The sequence below is a fragment of the Erythrobacter sp. NFXS35 genome, assembly GCF_040148725.1.
Taxonomy (GTDB): Bacteria; Pseudomonadota; Alphaproteobacteria; order Sphingomonadales; family Sphingomonadaceae; genus Erythrobacter.
This window is the reverse complement of the sequence record NZ_JAGDEB010000001.1, coordinates 1,164,408-1,183,659: the sequence shown is the minus strand read 5'-3', so window position 1 is coordinate 1,183,659 and position 19,252 is coordinate 1,164,408. Positions and strand designations below refer to the sequence as shown.

12 protein-coding genes are annotated in these 19,252 nt (G+C 64.7%); 4 read left to right on the top strand and 8 right to left on the bottom strand.

Annotated features, from left to right (window positions below; genetic code table 11):
- Positions 1–2: 2 nt before the first annotated feature.
- The 3 genes from J3454_RS05695 to J3454_RS05685 are packed head-to-tail and all read left to right on the top strand — an operon-like array spanning position 3 to position 7,899.
- A complete protein-coding gene (locus J3454_RS05695; protein ID WP_349512774.1) occupies positions 3–1,955 on the top strand; it encodes a heme-binding protein in 1,953 nt (650 codons plus the stop codon).
- Entirely contained in the window at positions 1,955–3,799 is a 1,845-nt protein-coding gene (locus J3454_RS05690; RefSeq protein WP_502878566.1) for a hypothetical protein, read from the top strand. Before J3454_RS05695 ends, J3454_RS05690 begins: the two co-directional genes overlap by 1 nt.
- Entirely contained in the window at positions 3,799–7,899 is a 4,101-nt protein-coding gene (locus tag J3454_RS05685) for an LVIVD repeat-containing protein (protein WP_349512773.1), read from the top strand. Before J3454_RS05690 ends, J3454_RS05685 begins: the two co-directional genes overlap by 1 nt.
- Before the next feature lie 3 nt (positions 7,900–7,902).
- On the opposite strand, the gene J3454_RS05680 is transcribed toward J3454_RS05685, so the two are convergent.
- The 4 genes from J3454_RS05680 to J3454_RS05665 are packed head-to-tail and all read right to left on the bottom strand — an operon-like array spanning position 7,903 to position 13,919.
- Positions 7,903–8,784, bottom strand: a complete 882-nt coding sequence (locus J3454_RS05680) for a metallophosphoesterase (protein WP_349512772.1) — start codon at positions 8,782–8,784, stop codon at positions 7,903–7,905.
- A 2-nt stretch (positions 8,785–8,786) separates the two neighbouring features.
- Positions 8,787–10,583 (bottom strand): cytochrome c3 family protein, encoded by a 1,797-nt coding sequence (locus J3454_RS05675; RefSeq protein ID WP_349512771.1) that lies wholly within the window; start codon positions 10,581–10,583, stop codon positions 8,787–8,789.
- 10 nt (positions 10,584–10,593) lie between these two features.
- Positions 10,594–11,466, bottom strand: a complete 873-nt coding sequence (locus tag J3454_RS05670) for a hypothetical protein (RefSeq protein WP_502878565.1) — start codon at positions 11,464–11,466, stop codon at positions 10,594–10,596.
- Positions 11,466–13,919, bottom strand: a complete 2,454-nt coding sequence (locus J3454_RS05665) for a cyclic nucleotide-binding domain-containing protein (protein ID WP_349512770.1) — start codon at positions 13,917–13,919, stop codon at positions 11,466–11,468. Before J3454_RS05665 ends, J3454_RS05670 begins: the two co-directional genes overlap by 1 nt.
- Before the next feature lie 106 nt (positions 13,920–14,025).
- Between J3454_RS05665 and J3454_RS05660 the strand changes: the two genes are divergently transcribed.
- The gene (locus J3454_RS05660) at positions 14,026–14,985 is read left to right on the top strand and encodes a tetratricopeptide repeat protein (RefSeq protein ID WP_349512769.1); all 960 of its coding nucleotides are present in this window, start codon (positions 14,026–14,028) and stop codon (positions 14,983–14,985) included.
- A 140-nt stretch (positions 14,986–15,125) separates the two neighbouring features.
- On the opposite strand, the gene J3454_RS05655 is transcribed toward J3454_RS05660, so the two are convergent.
- The 4 genes from J3454_RS05655 to hemN form a co-directional block, all read right to left on the bottom strand.
- Positions 15,126–16,151 (bottom strand): formylglycine-generating enzyme family protein, encoded by a 1,026-nt coding sequence (locus J3454_RS05655; protein WP_349512768.1) that lies wholly within the window; start codon positions 16,149–16,151, stop codon positions 15,126–15,128.
- A complete protein-coding gene (locus J3454_RS05650; RefSeq protein ID WP_349512767.1) occupies positions 16,151–16,369 on the bottom strand; it encodes a chitobiase/beta-hexosaminidase C-terminal domain-containing protein in 219 nt (72 codons plus the stop codon). Before J3454_RS05650 ends, J3454_RS05655 begins: the two co-directional genes overlap by 1 nt.
- A 19-nt stretch (positions 16,370–16,388) precedes the next feature.
- Positions 16,389–17,756 (bottom strand): NADP-specific glutamate dehydrogenase, encoded by a 1,368-nt coding sequence (gene gdhA, locus J3454_RS05645; RefSeq protein ID WP_349512766.1) that lies wholly within the window; start codon positions 17,754–17,756, stop codon positions 16,389–16,391.
- Between the two features lie 123 nt (positions 17,757–17,879).
- Positions 17,880–19,190, bottom strand: coding sequence for an oxygen-independent coproporphyrinogen III oxidase (hemN, locus tag J3454_RS05640; RefSeq protein ID WP_349512765.1), 1,311 nt, complete (start codon positions 19,188–19,190; stop codon positions 17,880–17,882).
- Between the last annotated feature and the right edge of the window lie 62 nt (positions 19,191–19,252).

Below are 19,252 nucleotides of genomic sequence, written 5' to 3'. Positions count from 1 at the left end.
CCATGCGCAGGGGGGCGAAAACCGGCTTGATTGCGGCGGGCGCGCTACTGCTCGCATCCTGCGGGGGCGGGGATAGTCCGCCCAGCAATGGCGGCGCGACCGGTGGCGGTCCGCCGCCGCCGCCGCCGCCGCCTCCCACAGGACAGGTCTATGCGATCCCGCCGGCCGAAAGCCTGAGTGCCGCCGATGTCGGCGCCGTGATCGCGCAAGCCGCCGCCGAGGCCAACGCCCGCGGCGCGGCTGCGACCATCGCCGTGACAGACCGGGTCGGCAATGTCCTCGCCGTGTTCGCCATGCCAGGCGCTGCGGCCACCGCGATCATCCCGGGCGCGCCCAATGGCGATGATATCGACGTGCAGGGATTGACCATTCCCAGCGCGGGCGCGGCCATCGCCAAGGCTATCACCGGCGCTTACCTGTCAAGCGGGGGCAATGCCTTCTCCTCCCGCACCGCCAGCATGATCGTGCAGGAGCATTTCCCGCCTGCGCCGACCACCGTTGGCCTCGAAAGTGGCCCCTTGTTCGGGGTGCAGTTCAGCCAATTGCCGTGCAGCGACCTTGCGGCCCGCGCAGACGAAGGGCTGATCGGACCGAAGCGTTCGCCGCTCGGGCTCTCTGCCGATCCGGGCGGCTTCCCGCTCTATCGCAACGGCGTCGTGATCGGCGGCGTGGGGGTGATCGCCGACGGGGTTTACGGGCTCGATCCCAATGTGCTCGACCGCGACAACGACCTTGACGAGGCGATTGCGTTGGCGGGCACCGTCGGCTTTGAAGCGCCGGTCAGCATCCGGGCCGACCGTATCACCGCGGACGGCACGAGCCTGCGCTATACCGATATCGAATATCCGCAGATCGGCGCAGTCGCAGGGGCGAGCTTTGTCGGAACGGCGGGTGCTTTGGTGCCGGTGACGGGCTATTACAGCGGCGCGGGCCTGCTGGCGGGCAGTGCCTATGGCAGCGAGGCTTCGGGCATCCGGCCTTCGACCGCAGCGGAGTTTTCGATCCGCGATGCCTTCGTGCTGTCCAACGGCGCGGGGGCGAACCGCTTTCCTGTGAGGGCCGGAACCGATGCGGGCGATATCGCCGCGCCGATCACCGCTGCCGAGGCGCAGGCGATCCTCGAAGAAGCCTTCACCGTCATGAGCCGCGCGCGCGCGCAGATTCGCCAGCCGCTCGATAGCCGCGCACAGGTGTCGATCAGCCTCGTCGATACCCGCGGGCGGGTGCTGGGCATCGTCCGATCACCCGATGCGCCGATTTTCGGGATCGATGTCAGCTTGCAGAAGGCGCGCACCGCGAATTTCTTCTCGGGTGCGTTTGCCGCGAACGAATTGCTCAGCGCGCCGGGGGAGGTGCCGGAATTCGTCGCCCGCACGCGTGCTTTTCTGGGCGATTCCAATGCGCTGACAGGCGGGTTTGCCTTTGCCGATCGGTCGGGCGGGAACCTGTCGCGCCCCTATTTCCCCGATGGCGAGGTCGGCCAGCCGCACGGCCCGCTGTCGCGTCCAATCGCGCAGTTCAATCCGTTCTCGACGGGCCTTCAGAGCGCGCTGGTGCTCGGCAATCTCGCGCAGCATCTCGGCTTTGTAACCGGAGCAAGCGCCACCGACACGCCGCGCAATTGCACCGGATTGCCGCCAATCGACGGCGGGAATTCGCGGATCGCCAATGGGATCCAGATATTCCCCGGCTCGGTCCCGGTCTATCGCGGGAACCAACTGGTCGGCGGCATCGGCGTTTCGGGCGACGGGATCGATCAGGACGACATGATCAGCTTTCTCGGCCTGCACAACGCAGGACAGCGCGTCGGCGGGTTCGGCAATGCCCCGCGCGAAATCCGGGCTGACCGCATCGTGGTGCAGGTCGGCAGCCGCCAGGTTCGCCTGCGCTACGTCAATTGCCCCTTCGCCCCGTTCCTCGACAGCGCGGCCCAGAACGTGTGTGAGGGGCTGTAATGGGGATGTGGCTGGCCATTCCCGCCGCGCTGATGGTGCAGGCAGCACCGCCGAGCGACGATGCGCCGCCTCCGCCTCAACCGCCTGCCGATTGGGAGCAGGACATCCCGCCGGTCGATCCCGATATCATCGAGGGGCGTGAGCGCCCCGGCTACACCGCCCCGTTGCCGGAGCGGATCGAGCAGGACAACGAAGGCGCAATCCGTTCGCCGCCGCCCGAAGCCTTCCCTACCGACCAACTGCCGATCCCCGATCGCTGGCGGCTGATCGAAAGTCTGGGGCTGGTGAAGGAGAGCCTGCTCGATCCCTATAACCAGAACACCTACAAGGGCGACCGGCCGATCAATCCGGACAAGGTGCCATGGCTGCCGATCACGGGCGATGACTGGTTCTTCGTCGCCAACCTGATCAGCGACAGCGTGTACGAACCGCGCACCTTCCCGATTCCCGTCGGGGTGCAGACCACCGAAGACCCTGACCGGCTCGACGTGTTCGGCAATGATTTCAGTCAGGTGCTTAGCCAGACGTTCATTGCCGGTTTCGCGCTGCTGAAAGGATCGACCACTTTCAAGCCGCCGACGGTCGAATACCGTGTCACGCTGGCCTACAACGTCAATTACGTCGACGTGCCCGAACGCCGCGTGCTGTTTGTGGAACCTTCGCGCGAAAGCCACCGGCTCGATCAGTTTCTCGGCGTGCAGGAAGCTTTCGTCGATTACCACTTCAGCCAGTTCGACAATGACCGATTCGATTTCATCTCGATCCGGGCGGGCATCCAGCCGTTCCAGTCGGATTTCCGCGGGTTCCTGTTCAACGATCAGCAGTTGGGCGTGCGCCTGTTCGGATCGCGCGACAATAACCGTTTCCAGTTCAATCTCGGCGCGTTCTGGCGGCTGGAGAAGGACACCAATTCGGGCCTCAACGCCATTCTGCGCAGTCCGCGCGACGACTTCGTGTTCGTCGCCAATGCGTACCGGCAGGATTTCCTGATCCCGGCGCTGACCAGCCAGTTCACCGTGGTCTACAACATGAACCGCGAGGCTGACGACATCCAGATCGACACCAACGGCTTCCCGGTGCGTCCGGCGCTGCTGGGGACGCTGCGGGGCCGCGAGTATGATGTCGTCTATCTCGGCTACAACATGGATGGCCGCATCGGCCGGGTGAACCTGACGGGCAGTTTCTACTGGGCGCTGGGGGAGGACCGGAACAGCTTCTTCACCGATCGTCCGGCAGATATCAACGCGCAGTTCGCGGCGGTCGAGGCGAGCTATGATCGCGACTGGATGCGCTTCCGCCTGTCCGGTGCCTATGCCAGCGGGGACAGCGATCCCTATGACGACACCGAAGGCGGGTTCGACGCGATTTTCGAAAACCCGATCTTTGCAGGTGCCGACACCTCCTACTGGATTCGCCAGACTATCCCCTTTGCAGGCGGCGGGCGTGCAATTGCGGTCAACGGGCGCAACGGCATCCTCAATTCGCTGCGGAGTTCGAAGGAGCAGGGGCAGAGCAATTTCAACAACCCCGGCCTGCTGCTGGCGGGGGTCGGCGCGGATTTCGACCTGACGCCGGAGTTTCGCTTGTCCGCCAACGCCAACCACCTGTGGTTCGAGAATACCGCGACCTTGCAGGTGCTGCGCAACGAAGGCTCAATCCCGCGCGAAATCGGGTTCGATCTCTCGGCGGCGGCGATCTGGCGGCCCAAGGCGACCCAGAACATCGTTGTCCGCCTGTCCGCTGCAACGCTGGTGGCCGGTGACGGCTTCCAGAACCTGTTCGACAATCTGGGCGGGGAGCAGAAATTCCACTCCATCCTAGCCAACGTGGTGCTGACCTACTGATGCTGAAATCCGGCCGCCTTTTCGCCCGTCACCTTGCGCTGCTGCTGTCGGCGCTGGTGCTCGGCATTGTCCTGTTCGCAGGCGAGCCGATGGCGGCGGACAAGGAAAAGCCGGTCAAGCGCGATTACTCTGCGGTCTTCGCTCCGCCCGCGCCGCAGCGGCAATCGGTGGCGGAGATGAACGCCAAGTCCGAAGGCTGCAACACCTGCCATGTGAAGACTGATGCGCCGACCATGCACCTGACGCCTGCGGTGCGGCTTGGCTGCACCGATTGCCACGGCGGCAATGCGAGCGTGCGCGGCAATTCGGAATTGCCGCACGACAGCCCCGATTACGTCGCCGCGCGCGACCGGGCGCATGTGCTGCCGAAATACCCCGACAGCTGGCATTTTCCGTCCTCGGCCAATCCCAAGCGGTCCTATGCGCTGCTCAACAAGGAAGCGCCCGAGTTCGTCAAGTTCGTGAACCCTTCGGACTACCGCGTAGCGCGCGATGCCTGCGGGGCGTGCCATATGGGCGCGATCGAGGCGGCGGAACGCTCCATCATGGCGACCGGCGCGATGCTGTGGGGCGGGGCGAGCTACAATAACGGGATCCTGCCGTTCAAGAACTACCTGCTGGGCGAGGCTTACACGCGCAAAGGCGAGCCGGCGAAGATCACCTCGCCCGGTGCAGGGCCGGGGGGCAAGCTGTCGCCCGAGCAGGTGGCGCGCGGGGTCATTGCCGAAATGTATCCGCTGCCGACCTGGCATGTGATCCCGCCGGGCGACGTATTCCGCGTGTTCGAACGCGGCGGGCGCACGATCAATTCGCAGTTTCCCGAAATCGCCATCCCCAACCCGACTGGCCAGATCCAGCGGCTGGAGGAGCCGGGTCGGCCCGATCTGAAGCAATCCAATCGCGGCCCCGGCACGGGTCTGCGGGTGGCGATCCCGGCGCTCAACATTCACAAGACCCGGCTCAACGATCCCTTCACGTGGTTCATGGGCACCAACGATCAGCCGGGCGATTATCGCCATTCGGGCTGCGCGAGTTGCCACGTGGTCTATGCCAATGACCGCGAACCGCGCCATTCGCTGATCTATGCGCAATACGGGCGCGACGGGCAGACGATCACCAGCGATCCGACCATCGCAGGCAAGCTGGAACACGCTGCGGGTTATGAGGAGACTAAGCACGGTGCGGTAAAGCAGCCGGGTCACAAGGACGATGGTCACGCCGATCACAAGGATGATGGTGCACTCACCATTGATGGCAAGGTGAAGGAAAAGGGCCACCCGCTCCAGCACGTCTTCACCCGCGCCATTCCGACTGCGCAGTGCATGAACTGCCACATGCACCAGCCCAACATCTTTCTCAATTCCTACCTCGGCTACACCATGTGGGATTACGAATCCGATGCGCCCGCAATGTGGCCCAAGGAACAGAAATACCCCACCGCCGAGGAAGTGCGCGCGATCAACGACCGCAATCCCGAAGCCGCGGCTGTGCGCGGCAAGTGGGGCGATCTCGATTTCCTGCGCAACGTCTATGACTTGAACCCCACGCTGAAGGACACGCAGTTCGCCGATTACCACGGCCACGGCTGGAACTTCCGCGCGGTGTTCAAGCGCGACCGCGAAGGCAACCTGCTCGATGCGGAAGGAGCAATCGTCGACCCCGACGATCCGGAAAAATGGCGCAAAGAAGGCGAAGGCAAGTTCGTCGAACCCGGCACCAATCCGGGCAAGGCGGTGCACATGATGAGCATCCACGCCGAAGTCGGGATGCAATGCGCCGATTGCCATTACGAGCAGGACAGCCACGGCAACGGGTTGATCTATGGCGAAGTCGCCAACGCGATCGAGATCGGGTGCAAGGATTGTCACGGCACGCCGGATGCCTATCCGACGCTCAAGACCAGCGGGCCTGCCGCTCCGCCGGAAGGGCATAACATGGCCTTGCTGCGCAATCCCGATGGCCAGCGCCGGTTCGAATGGACCGAAGGCTATGATGGGCGGCGCAAGCTGATCCAGCGTTCGATCGTCGATCCCACCCTTGAATGGGAGGTCAGTCTGGTCAAGGATTCGGTCGATCCCGAAACTCCCGTCTTCAACGCCAAGGCGGCGCGGGCCAAGCTGGTCAGCCGTTACGGGGCGGAGACCGGCAATTTCGAATTCGGCACCGGCATCGCCTCCGATGACCGCGCCCACCGCGAGCCGGAAATGGCGTGCTTCACCTGCCACCTGTCGTGGACCACCAGCTGCGGCGGTTGCCACCTGCCGATCGAAGCGAACTGGAAGACCAAGAGCCACCGTTACGAAGGCGGGGAAACGCGTAACTTCGCCACCTACAACCCGCAGGTCGCGCGCGACGAGATGTTCCAATTGGGCAAGCACCAGACCACCAAGGGCAACCAGACCGCGCCGGTGCGGTCGTCCTCGGCGCTGGTGCTGTCCTCGACCAACATCAACCGCGAACGCATCTATGTGCAGCAGCCGCCGATCAGCGCCATCGGCTTCTCCAGCCAGGCCTTCGCGCCGCATTTCCCGCATACGGTGCGCAAGACCGAGACCAAAACCTGTTCCGATTGCCACCTGTCGGCCAATGACGATAACAACGCGATCATGGCGCAGCTGCTGCTGCTCGGCACGAACTACGTCAATTTCGTCGGGCTGCATGCGTGGACGGGGCTGGAGGGCGGCTTTCAGGCCACCCGCGTCACCGAATATGACGAACCGCAGGCGGTACTCGGATCCTATCTCCACCGCTATGCCTATCCCGATTACTGGAACCTCCACGTCGATCAGAACGACCGCGAGCTGAAAAACTGGGTGCGCGGCAAGACCTTCGACGACAAGCTGAGCGGCGAGACTCATCCGTTCGAGGAATTCGTCAATGTGCATGAAGGCACGCCGGGCCGCGTGGGATGTCTGCAACTGCGCGGCGAATACATGTTCGTCGCCGAAGGCAAGGGCGGGTTCACCGCTTATGACGTTGCTTCGATCGCCAACAAGGGCACATCGGAACGCATCCTGAAGGGGCCATTCTCGCCGCTGGGCCACGACACCAATGTCGGCACGACCAACGCGACCTGCATGGCGATTGCGACCAATCAGCCGATTGCGCCGACCCGCAACACCAAAGCGATGCGCGAGATGAATCAGGAGCAGGCGTTCCTGCCGATCTACAATTATGCGGTCGTCACCGATGCCGTCGAGGGGCTGATCCTCGTCAACGTCAACACGCTGGCGGACGGCGAATTCCGCAGCAACAAGCTGCGCCGCAAGACCTTTGCCGACGGATCCGAGGCGTGGAACCCGGACGGGGTGCTCGACGGTGCGCGGCACGTGCATCTGGCGGGCGAGGTCGCCTATATCACCGCAGCCAAAGGCCTGGTGGTGGTCGATCTTGCCGATCCCGATACGCCCAAAATCGCGGCTGTGCGCGAACTGAGAGACGCGCGGGCGAGCGCGATCCAGTTCCGTTACCTATGGGTGTCCGACGCGGACGGGGTGAAGCTGTTCGATGTCACCGACCTGCGCGCGCCTTTGGCCGTGCCGGAAGCCACCGTGCCGCTGGCCAATGCGCGCCGCATCTATGTCGCGCGCACCTATGCCTATGTCGCGGCCAAGGCCGAAGGGCTGGTGATCCTCGACGTCAAGAACCCGAAATCACCGCGTATCTTCCAGAAGGTGACGCTGGGCGGCACACTGAATGATGCCGAGGACGTGATGGTGGGCACCACCAATGCCTCGCTGATCGGCTATGTCGCGGATGGGAAGAACGGGATGAAGGTGCTGCAACTCACCAGCCCCGAAAGTCAGCGCAATTTCTACGGCTTCAGCCCCGCGCCGGTGCCCGAGATGATCGCCTGGGCCAGGACGCCGAGCCCCGCCATCGCGATCAGCAAGGGCCTTGATCGCGATCGCGCGGTGGATGAAACCGGCGGGCAGATGGCTGTGTTCGGCAGGCTCGGCTCGCGGCCCTTCAATCGGCCCGAGATGGAGCGGCTGTTCATGACCCGCAGCGGCGTGCCGTGGAAGGTCAGCGACGAGGTCGACATGACGCGCTGGGTCGGGGTCGCCCCGCAAGGCGTGCTGCGGGCGGCGCGGAAGTAAGAGCTAATCCCGCTCGGCGAACATGCCTTCGATCATCGGTTGCATCCCGGCGTGGAAACGCGCCAGGATCTGCCAATCGCCCACCCGCTCGTAATGTGAAACCAGCCGCGTGCCGTCCCAGCGGTGCAGCGCATAGGTCGGCGGTTCGGTGGTGATCAGCTCGCGGTCGTCGGGCACGTCCTTGTCGATCGGGGTCAGATCCATCGCCACCAGCGGCGCGACCGAGGGGGTGACGCCCAGCGGAAGGCAGGCGAACCGCGTGGTGATCTGGCGGTGGAGATGGCCGCAATGGATCGCCTGCACTTGTGACTGCCCGGTCAGAACCGCTCGCAAGCGGACAATCCACGGCTCATCCGGGGCAGGGTCCATCCAGTCGATCCCGGCCACCACTGGCGGGTGGTGCATGAAGATCAGCGTAGGCTGTTCGGGCGCCTCGGCGAGCCGCGCCGCCAGCCATTCCGCCCGCGCTTCACAAAACGCACCGCCGTGGCGACCGTCTTCCAGCGTGTCGAGGCAGATGACGCGCAGGCCCAGCCGCGCCTCGATCACGAAATGCAGGAAGCCGCCCTCGGCAGGCGCGATGTGCGGGAAAGCGCCCAGCAGTCCTTCGCGGCTGTCATGATTGCCCACCATCGGGATGATCGGGAAGGGGCAGTCTTTCAGCAGTTCAGCGGTTTTGGCGAAGCTTTCCGTGTCGCCGTGATCGGTGATGTCGCCCGACAGCACCAGCATGTCGGGGACGTTCGGGCCGGTCAGCAGGCGTTCAAGCGCGGCGCGAAAGCGGGTGAGGTTCAGTTCCTCGGGGCGCTCGTGCGGCGCAAAGCCGACATGGATGTCGGTCATCTGCGCGATCAGCACGGCGCTGGATGGTGCGACCCGGTCCATCCTCAGGGTTTCGCCTGACCGAACAATGCGGCAATTGTTGTTTTGTCGGGGGCAGGCGCGGGGCTGTAGTGGGGCGCCTTGCCCTTTGGCGACCACTGGCCCGACGGCACGTGATAGGCGTGACACATGGCGCAGTCGGACGGCACGATTTTCTTCGTCTTCACCGCTGTCGCGCCAAGGTGGCAGTCTCGGCAGCTCTTGAGGTCGGGGATCAAAAGGTCTGTCGCCGCCTTCGACGTATCGGCCGCGTGGCAATCGGTGCATTCTTCCTTCTTGTGCGCCTCGTGGGTGAAGAAGCCACTGGTCAGGAAGCGATCGGGCAGGTTGACTGGCATCAGATCGGGCCGCCCCTGCCTGGTGGTCGGCAGGTGGCATTCGGTGCAGATGCCGCCGGGCGACAGCGCGTTCGACAATCCGATGTAGGCCCGCATTGGCCGCCCGAAATTCGCCGCATAGGCTCCTCCGCCGGGCGCGAACTGGCCGGGACGTGCGCGGCCCGAGGCGAGCGCGGGGCGCGGCGCCGGATTGATGCGCGCGAGGTCTTCGGCCAGATCCTTCACGTCGCCGTGGCGCAGATTGCTGAATCCGCCGCTGGCCGTGCGGCCCGACACAAGGCTGTGACAGCCTTCGCAGGAATCCTCCATTGTCACCTCCTTGAACGCGATCTTGTCGGCAGTGAGCGAGTGGCAGTCCTTGCATTCGAGCGGCTGACCGTAGTCGGGCAAGCTGAGCGCCATGCGCGCCGCGCCGCCACGCGTGTCCATGTGGACATCATGCGGGAATTTGAGGCCCGAACGCTCGACCGGCTTGGCCTCCGGCGAGGCGCGCACCGGCTTGGCCGCACCGAAACTGGCGTAGTAGGCGGGGCGGAACTGCGGGTGCTCCTTCCCGAAATCATGCGCGTTGGCGAGCGCTGTGTCGGTCAGCCGCGTGTCCAGCGCATCGTGGCAATCGGAACAGAATGCCTCGCTCGCCGGCTTCTGCCGCACCGGGCCTTCGTGCTCGGAATGGCAGGACACGCAGCCCAGCGGCCCTTCCTTGCCCAGCGCCTCGCCAATCCGCCATTGCAGCGCATCGCCGGCTGAAAGCGGGGCCATCCCTCCAGCCAGCCGGGCAGGCGTGGCATGATCGCCCAGGTCCTCGTGGCAGGTGAGGCAGGTTTCATCCTGCACGCTTTCGAACGCGGCAACGTGGCAGCTTTCACAATTATCTTCCAGCTCGTGATGTTTCAGCGACAATGCGCCCGCCGACCATGCGGCATCCATCACGACCTGTCCCGGAACGATTGTTTCGGGATCGTTCTTGACCGGATCGCGCAGCAGATGGCTCGCCACCGGCACCATCAGCAGCGCCAACATGATCGCGCCTGCAAAAATCCAGCTCATCGTCCGCTTGCTCGGCAGCGCACTGGCAAGGGCGAAGCCGCGCAAGGCATCGCCCTTGCCTTCATCGGCCGCGATCTGGCGGATCGTGATCGCGATGGTATCGTCACCCTCGCGTGCCACCGCCAGCCGCGCTGCTCCCAGCGCGATCTCGCCGCCGGTGCCAGGATCGATGGTGCCTTCGGTGACGATGCGCCCGTCCAGCCCGAAGCCGAGCGTGCCGAGCGCCTCCACCGACAACGTGCCATCGGGCTTGCGATCGATCCGCACATGGCGCTGTTCGACCGCCAGATCGGCGAGGTGGATGTCGTTTTCGCCTGCGCGGCCGATGGTCAGCGCCGCCTGTTCTACCACCCGGTCACGGATGATCTCGCGTCCGGCAGCGGTAAAATCGATGGTGCGGATCAGGAATGCCACGTCGCCCGCCTCACCAGTAGAAGAACACGCTGATCACGTGCGCGGTCAGCGCTGCGATCAGGGCGATGGTGAGCGGGATATGGATGAACAGCCAGATTTCCAGCAGCGCCCGGATGCGCAGCGCCCCGCGGATCTGGGCAAGCTGGTCGCGGCGCTTTTCCAGCAATGCAGTCACGCGGGCCACAGCTTCGGACGAACCGGTCATGCCCTTCAGCGACCGCGCGGTGGCGCAGCGCGTGTAGCGTCCGGTGAGCCGCCCCCACGCACCGCCGTGAAACGTGTCCTGTTCCAGTGCGGCGATTACCAGGTCTGCGTCTGCGCGCCCCAGCGGCTGCGCGGCGCTTTCCAACTGGCGGTCGATTGCCGTCAGCGCCTCCAGCATTTGTGCGCGCGTCATTTCCTTGCGGTTGGCGGAAAGGCTGGCGGGCAACGTGGCATAGACGATCACGCCGTAAATGCCGGTCGCGATCACCAGCAGCATGAGCACATAGGCCAGCGTGTGGACGTTCCAGCCGATCTGGAAACCCGTGTGCAGCGTACCGATCACGATGAGCGACAGGCCGAGATAGACATGGGCGCTGGTCCACGCCTTGAGGCTCCACGCGCCGGGGTTGATCCGGCGCTTGCGCACTCCCAGCAGCGAAAGCCAGACGATGAGACCCAGTCCGATGGTGCCGAGTGTATAGCCGTACCACGTGCCGCCATTGGGCCGCGGCTGCTGATCGATCAGGACATAGCCTGCGATGCTGATGCCGCTCAGTGCGAGCGCGATCCACAGCCAGCGGAACCGGCGGTGCTTGAGGAAGCTGACATGATCGGAATCGCGCCGTTTTTCGTCTTGCCTGAACCGGTTGTTCACTGTGCCAGAAGCCTTGGTCGCCACTATTCGACGTCCTCGGTCAGTTTGGTGAAGGTCAGGAACTTGTCCGGCGCCACGCGGATTGCGGCGCCCGTCGGGCAGGCGCGCACGCAGGCCGGGCCGCCATCGATGCCCGAACACATGTCGCACTTGATCGCCAGCTTGGCCTTGGGGGCAGCCTCCTTCTCGGCTTCCTTCTTGCGCCAGCTATAGGGCGCTTCGCCAGGGCCGGGGCCGCTGCCGAACAGCATCCATTGCAGCAGGTTGGGCTTCTTGGGCGGTTTGGCGTCCATGCGGATCACGCCGTAAGGGCAGTTGCGCTGGCAATTGCCGCATCCGATGCAGGTCTCGTCTATGAAGACCTCGCCGTCGGGCCCGCGCTTGATCGCGTTGGGCGGGCAGTCGGCCATGCAATGCGGATGCTCGCAGTGGCGGCATGACGTCGGCACATGGAGGTGCGCGTAGGTGCGTCCCGCCTCACGGTCCAATCGCGAAAGACCATCGTGACTATCGGCGCAGGCCTTTTCGCAATTGTCGCAGCCGATGCACAGTTTCTCGTCGATCAGCAGCACGTCGGTCGCTTCGCCGATGCCGTTGTCGACCAGGAACTGTGCGGTTTCGGAATAGAGATCGACCGCGCCCGAGAAGCTGTCCTTGCGGCTTTCGATGAAGGCGTTGATATCGCGCCGTCCGGCCATGTCCGTCAGGGCCCGTTCGCGCAGCGCCGGGTTGCGGGCAAGCAGATCGAGGAAGCCTTCGCCGGGCAGGCGGATGACTTCGGATTTGATCGCGGCCTTGACCGTGGCGGTGCGCGCCGAGCCGTCGATCACCGCCATCTCGCCGAAATAGGAGCCTGCCGGCAGGTAGGACAGGAACACCGGGCGTTCGCCGATCTGCTTTTCGACGATCATCGAGCCGCGCCGGACGATGAACACGTCCTTGTCGTCCGCGCCTTCCTTGACGATCACCTGCCCTGCGCGGGCCTGCATCACCTCGGCGCTGGCGACCAGCGGGGCGACGTCTTCCTTGGTCAGGCCCGATCCGAACATCTGGAGCAACTGCCGCTCGACCGATATCGCGTTCACCGCCCGCGCCGCGCCCGGAGAGGTCGCCAGCAATTTGAGCGCCGCCGTGCGCGACAATTCGAGCGCGATCACCGGTTCCGCCGCGCGCACGGTCGCGCCCCGGCGGCGGCCCGAAATGAGGCCCACTTCGCCGAAGATCGATCCCTGTTCGATGCCCACCGTGATCGAGGGATCAGCCGGGTTCACCTCGACCGCGACCGACCCTTCGGCAATCGCGAACATCGACGATCCGGGATCGTTGCGGCGGAAGATCACATCGCCCGGTTCATAGGCATGGCAGGTCGAATCCAGCATCAGTTCGCGCAATTGCAGCGGCGAAAGATCGGCGAGGATGGTGATATTGCCGCCGAACACGCCGAGCCAATCGTCTACGCTGCGATTGCCCGGTAGCTGGCCAAACTTGTCGGCTAGAATCGGCTCGTCCGCAGGCTTGAGATCGTGGTTCCCGTTGAGGAACTCGATCACGTCATGGCCTTGGTTCATGCAGTGCTTGATCAGCGGATAGCCCGCCAGCGCGCCGATCACGTGGATGCCGGGTGTGGTGGTTTCGAACACCGGCGAAAGCTTGGGGAAGGCCCCCGGCTCGGTGCTGGAAAATTCGACGCCCATCGCTTCGACAAAGCCGCGCGGGGGCTGCGATCCGGTGCGGGCGATGATCCGGTCGCAGCGGATCGCCTCCTGCCCGTCGCGGGTGTCGAGCAGCAGTTCGTTCTCGCGCACCTCGGCAGGCGTCGTTTCGCGCCGCACGATCAGGCGGCCTTCGCGCTCCGCTTCTTCCAGAAGCGCGACATTGGCGGCTTTGGCGCGGGCGAAATCGGCTGAGCGGTTGAGAATGGTAACGACATTGCGCTGCGCCGGATCTGCGCCCAGCCCGAGCGCGTTTTCGATCCCGGCATCGCCCGATCCGATCACGGTGATGTGTTCATCGTAATACTCGCCGGGGTCGTCGAGCTGGTACTGGATCATCGGCGCATCGGCACCGGGGCAACGCAGCTTGTTGGGATTGCCCTGCGTCCCGATGGCCAGCACCACGGCGGCGGCTTCCACCACCTCGCCATTCCTCAGATGAATGCTGAACGCGCCCTTCGCGCCTTCGATCTTCGCGACTTCGGCGTGGTATTTCACGTTGACCTTGTGGCCGGCGATCTGTTCGTCCCAGATGCCCAGGATCGTCTCGCGCTTGCCCGCTTCGAAATCCACGTCCGAACGCAGCACCAGATTGCTGGGCGTCGCCATGACATGCTTGCCCTTCTGATACTTGTAGATCGTGTCCGACAGGTGATCGGTCTTTTCGAGCAGCACATGGCTCATACCCAAAGCCGCCGCACGCGCGGCTGCGCTGAGGCCCGCCGGCCCCGAACCGACGATTGCAACTGCATAGATGTCGGTCAACTATCCTCCCCCCCTGCGGATAGATCCAAGTCGGCACCATAGCCAAATGTGCTTCCGATGCCAGAGCGAATTGCCCGTCAGCATCGGCGGTGCTAGCCGTGCGGCCATGGAAACAGACAACAGGCAGGCGACACAGGGCGCGGGCGAGAGTGGTCGGCGGGCAGGCTGGATTCTGCTGGGCGGCGCATTGCTGCTGGCAGCGGGTTCGATCGGGTACAACATCTACGAAGGTTCGGGCGGCGGGGCTGATGCCACGGCGGCGGCCGATAGCCAGCTCACCATTGCGCAATTGCAGGCGGCGGCGGAAGCCTCGAGCGGGGAGGCCGCGCCGTGGAGCGATCTGGCCTTCGCCTATTTTCAGGGCGGCGACTTCGCCGAGGCTGCCGAAGCCTATCGCCGGGCGTTGGCGATCACGCCCGATACCGCCGTGCTGTGGTCGGCGCTGGGCGAGGCGTTGGTGATGGGCAGCGCGCGCGACCCGCTCCCTCCCGAAGCATTGGAGGCGTTCGAAAAAGCGCTCGCGCTCGACGCGACTGATCCGCGCGCGCGCTATTTCCTGGCGGTAAAGAAAGACATCGACAAGGATCACGAAGGTGCGATCGCGGCATGGCTTGCGCTGCTGGCCGACACGCCGGCCGGTGCGCCGTGGGAAGCCGATCTGGTGCGCACAATCGAACAGGTCGGCGCGATGAACGAGATCGACGTCGCGCCGCGAATTGCGAAAGTTCAGGACAATCGCACGCCCGCCATTCTGGCTTCCGGCGCAGCCAGCACGGCCGGCTCGGCGGCAGCCGAGGTGCGCGGACCGAGCGCGGCGGAAGTGGCGGCAGCGGGCGCGATGACTCCCAGCCAGCAGCGTGAGATGGCCGAAGGTATGGTCGCCCAGCTTGAAACGCGGCTTCAGGGGCAGCCCGACAACCTCGACGGTTGGGTCATGCTGATGCGCAGCCGCATTACGCTGGGCGAACCGGCCAAGGCCAAGGCCGCGCTGGAAGCGGCGGTGAAGGCCAATCCGGCTGAGGCTGCCGAACTGCGGCAGCAGGCGCAGGCGTTGGGGGTCAGCTGACAGTGGGCGTGCGGCGGAACGAAGCCTGTTGGGGCGGAGAGTTCCCCGCATAACTTCCTGCGACAGGACAAGACGCGGGGCGCCGGAGCTGGCATGTCTTCAAGGGGGAATGCCAATTCTCCATCGGAGAAACCGTGGCTTCAATCGCGTTGTGAAACCATCCGGTCATAGACCAGCCGAAAGCCGACATTGCTGGTGCCGAGGCCCGGATCGCGCCCCTGACGCGACTGCGGGCGGTAGCGCTGGCAGTAATTGGGGGCGCACAGGTATGATCCGCCCTTCATCACGCGGGTAACGAGGCCGGGGTTGAGCGGGTCGTAGGCATCGGCCTCGCTCGGCCCGCGCGGGGTGTCGCTGTCAGCGGGATCGTGGCCCGGGCGGTAGAAATCGGCCGTCACTTCCCAGACATTGCCGGTCATGTCGTAAAGGCCGTTGGCATTGGGCCGATAACAGCCGACCGGGGCGATCCCGTAGAAGCCGTCGCCTTGCTCGTTGGTGACAGGGAACACGCCCTGCCAGCTATTGGCCGCGTCCGCTCCGGGCTGGGCGGCGCTGGCGGGCTGGCCCGCGCTGGCGGCATATTCCCACTCGGCCTCGGTCGGAAGGCGTCCTCCGCGCCAGCGGGCATAGGCGGTCATGTCGGCATGGGACAGGTGGACGACCGGCTTTTCCGGTTCCGCCTCAGGCCCGCCCGGCCCTTCGGGGCGCTTCCAGTTGGCACCGGGAACATAACGCCACCAGTCGGTGTAACGGGTCGAAGGGCGATCGGGCGCGACGAACACCGCCGATCCCGGCGCGAGCAGTTCGGGCGGGATCCGATCGCGCGGCACGCCGAACAGAGCGGGGTCGACCGGTTTTTCAGCCGTGGTCACATAACCGGTCGCGGCGACGAATGCGGCGAACTGGGCATTGGTGACTTCATGCGGGTCGATCCAGAAGCCGCCCACGCGGGTTTGACGCGGGGGGCCTTCCTCGAGGTAGACGAGATCAGAGCCCATCACGAACGCACCCGCTTCGATGCGCACCGGATCGGAGCCGATCGCGGGGCATTCGCGGGCCGCCTGTGCGCCTGTCGCCGGAGCCTGCCCGTCATCGCACGCTGCCAGCAGCGCGCAGGCACACAGCGCAAGGCTGGGCAGGGATGTGGCCGAAATCCCCCGCTGCATCACGGCGCAGGCTGGGAGATGGCCTCGCTCGGCGCATGGCCGTAGCGGATGGCGCGGGCAGAGACGACGGCTCCCGGAGGCGGTGCGAAAGGGCCGGTGTAAATTCGATCGCGCTCCGGCATGGTTCCGTCGAGACTATAGGCGATGCTTGCGCCGGGGGTCGCGCCAGCAAGAGCCATGCGGCCGTTTTCCAGCCTCAGCGCCGGGCGCAGGGGCATCGCTGTCAGTCTTTACCCGTCACACCACCCCGAAGGCCAGCATCGCGTCGGCGACTTTCTTGAAGCCCGCGATGTTCGCGCCCTTGACGTAGTCGACATAGCCGCCGTTCTTCGCGCCTTCGTCGCCGTATTCGACGCATTTTTCGTGGATGCCTTCCATCAGTTCGGTCAGCATCTCTCCCAGCCGCTCGTGATTCCAGCTGATGCGTTCGGAGTTCTGGCTCATCTCCAGGCCCGACACCGCAACCCCGCCCGCGTTGGCTGCCTTGCCCGGTGCGTAGAGAATCTTGGCGTCGTGAAACACCTTCACCCCTGCCAGCGTGGTCGGCATGTTGGCGCCTTCCGAAACCGCCTTGCAGCCATTGGCGACCAGCGCCTTGGCGTCATCCTCGCCCAGTTCGTTCTGGGTCGCGCAGGGCAGTGCGAGATCGGCGGCCACGTTCCACGGCCGCGCGCCATCGCCGTGATAGGTTGCGCTGGTAAAGTGGTCGCAATATTCGCTGATCCGTCCGCGCCGCACATTCTTGAGATCCTTGACCCAATCGATCTTGTCCTGATCGATGCCGTCTGGATCGTGGATGAAGCCGTCGGAATCCGACAGGGTCAGCACCTTACCGCCCATTTGCACGATCTTTTCCGCCGCATGGGTCGCGACATTGCCCGAGCCCGAAATCACCGCGGTCTTCCCATCGATGTCTTCGCCCCGGTGCTTGAGCATGTTGCGCAGGAAATATACGGCGCCGTATCCGGTCGCCTCGGGCCGCATTTTTGATCCGCCATATTCGAGCGCCTTGCCGGTCAGCACGCCTTCCCAGCGGCCGGTAATGCGCTTGTACTGGCCGAACATGTAGCCGATCTCGCGCCCGCCCACGCCGATGTCGCCCGCCGGCACGTCGGTTTCGGGGCCGATGTGGCGGTACAGTTCGGTCATGAAGCTCTGGCAGAAACGCATCACTTCGGCGTCGGACTTGCCCTTGGGGTTGAAGTTCGCGCCGCCCTTGCCCCCGCCCATCGGCAGACCGGTGAGCGAGTTCTTGAAGGTCTGTTCGAAGGCGAGGAACTTCAGCACGCTTTCGTTCACGCTGGGGTGAAAGCGGATGCCGCCCTTGTAGGGGCCGATCGCGTTGTTGTTCTGCACCCGCCAGCCGCGCTGGACGCGGATGTTGTGATTGTCGTCTTCCCAGCACACGCGGAACGAGACGATGCGGTCAGGTTCGGCGATGCGGCGCAGGATCTGCGCCTCGTGGTAGCGGACCTTGTCCTCCATGAATTCGAAGATGTCCTGCGCCACTTCCTGGACCGCCTGGACGAATTCCGGCTGGTACGGGTTGCGCTTTTTCACCCCTTCCATGAACTGGTTAAGGTCGACGTGATCGGTAACGGCCATGATTATTCCCCCCAAATTGATCGATGCGCCCGAACGTGACTCCACGCTTCTTATGGAGCGAACTATCCCCGCAAAGCGCCGATCATGCAAGGAGCATGCGGCGGAGGGCAGGGGGCAGGGGCATCAGATGGCCGAACTGAACTTCCGCTGGGTGACCTGCCGGTAGCTGTCGAACAGCGATGCGACCACGCGCGCATACGGGAGACCGCCCGGTGCAATGCGCAGGGTGTTGCCATCCAGATTGGCCAGACCGGCTGCGATGAACGGCGCAATCCTGTCCCTTGTCTCGGCCAGCAGGCACAGGGATAGCTCCGCCTCGCCGCGGCACAGCAGCGCCTCGATCACATCGCCGCGCAGCCGGTCCTGCGGCGAGCGCACGATGCCATGGTTGGCCGATAGCCGCCCTTCGCCCGACAATGTGCGATAGCGGCCATTATGCTTGTCGTTCTGGGCCAGCAGGCCGGGAAAGCCGCTGATCGCGCTCAACCCCATGCCAATCAGCACCTCGGAAGGATCATCGGTGAAGCCCTGAAAATTGCGCCGCAAGCTGCCATCGCGCGTGGCGCGCGCCATCGGATCGTGCGGCAGGGCAAAGTGATCGAACCCGATCGCGTCATATCCGTTGGCGGTCAGGAATTGATGCGCCTGGCTCGCCATCAGGAAGCGCGCGACGGGGCCGGGCAGGGCGTGTTCAGGGATCATCGTCTGGCGCGGCACCAGATGGGGCACGTGGGCGTAACCGAACACGGCGACCCGGTCTGCCCCCAGCTTGCGCGTGTATTCGAGGCTGTCTTCAAGATCGCCTTCGGTCTGATGCGGCAAACCGTACATCAGATCGAAGTTGAGCGAGGTGACGCCCGCGTGCCGCAACAGATCGACACTGCGGCAGATCATGGTCAGCGATTGTTCGCGTCCGATCGCCTTCTGGCAGTGATTGGCGAAGGTCTGCACCCCCATGCTGGCGCGGGTGATGCCGACATCGTGCAGGATTGGCCCCCAATCTGCCGTCAGACTGCGCGGGTCGAGTTCGATCGACCATTGGGGCGCGAACAGCGGAAAATGCGCGTGCAGCGCATCGACGAGCGCCATGCATTCAGCGGTGCTGATCGCGTTCGGGCTGCCTCCGCCAAAGGCGATCCGCCGCACCCGTGCGGATGGCGGCAGCAGGCTGGCGACCGTGGCGATTTCCTGATGCAGCGCGGCGAGATAGCTTTCCACCCGCGCAACCTTGCCCGATGCACCGGTGTTGCACCCGCAATAGTAACAGATCTTCTCGCAAAACGGGATGTGGAGATAGAGCGACACGTCCCCGTCCGCCCCGGCAATGGCGCGTTCGATTGCGCCTTCCGGCAAGGGACCGAAATCGGCGGCGGTGGGATAGCTGGTGTAACGCGGCACCGGCGTGGCGAGCAATTCGGGGTGATAGGTCCACATTTTTGTCTGGCGCTCCTTGGTCGCGGCAGACCACCCGACCCGGGGCGGGTGGTCCGAGGTTC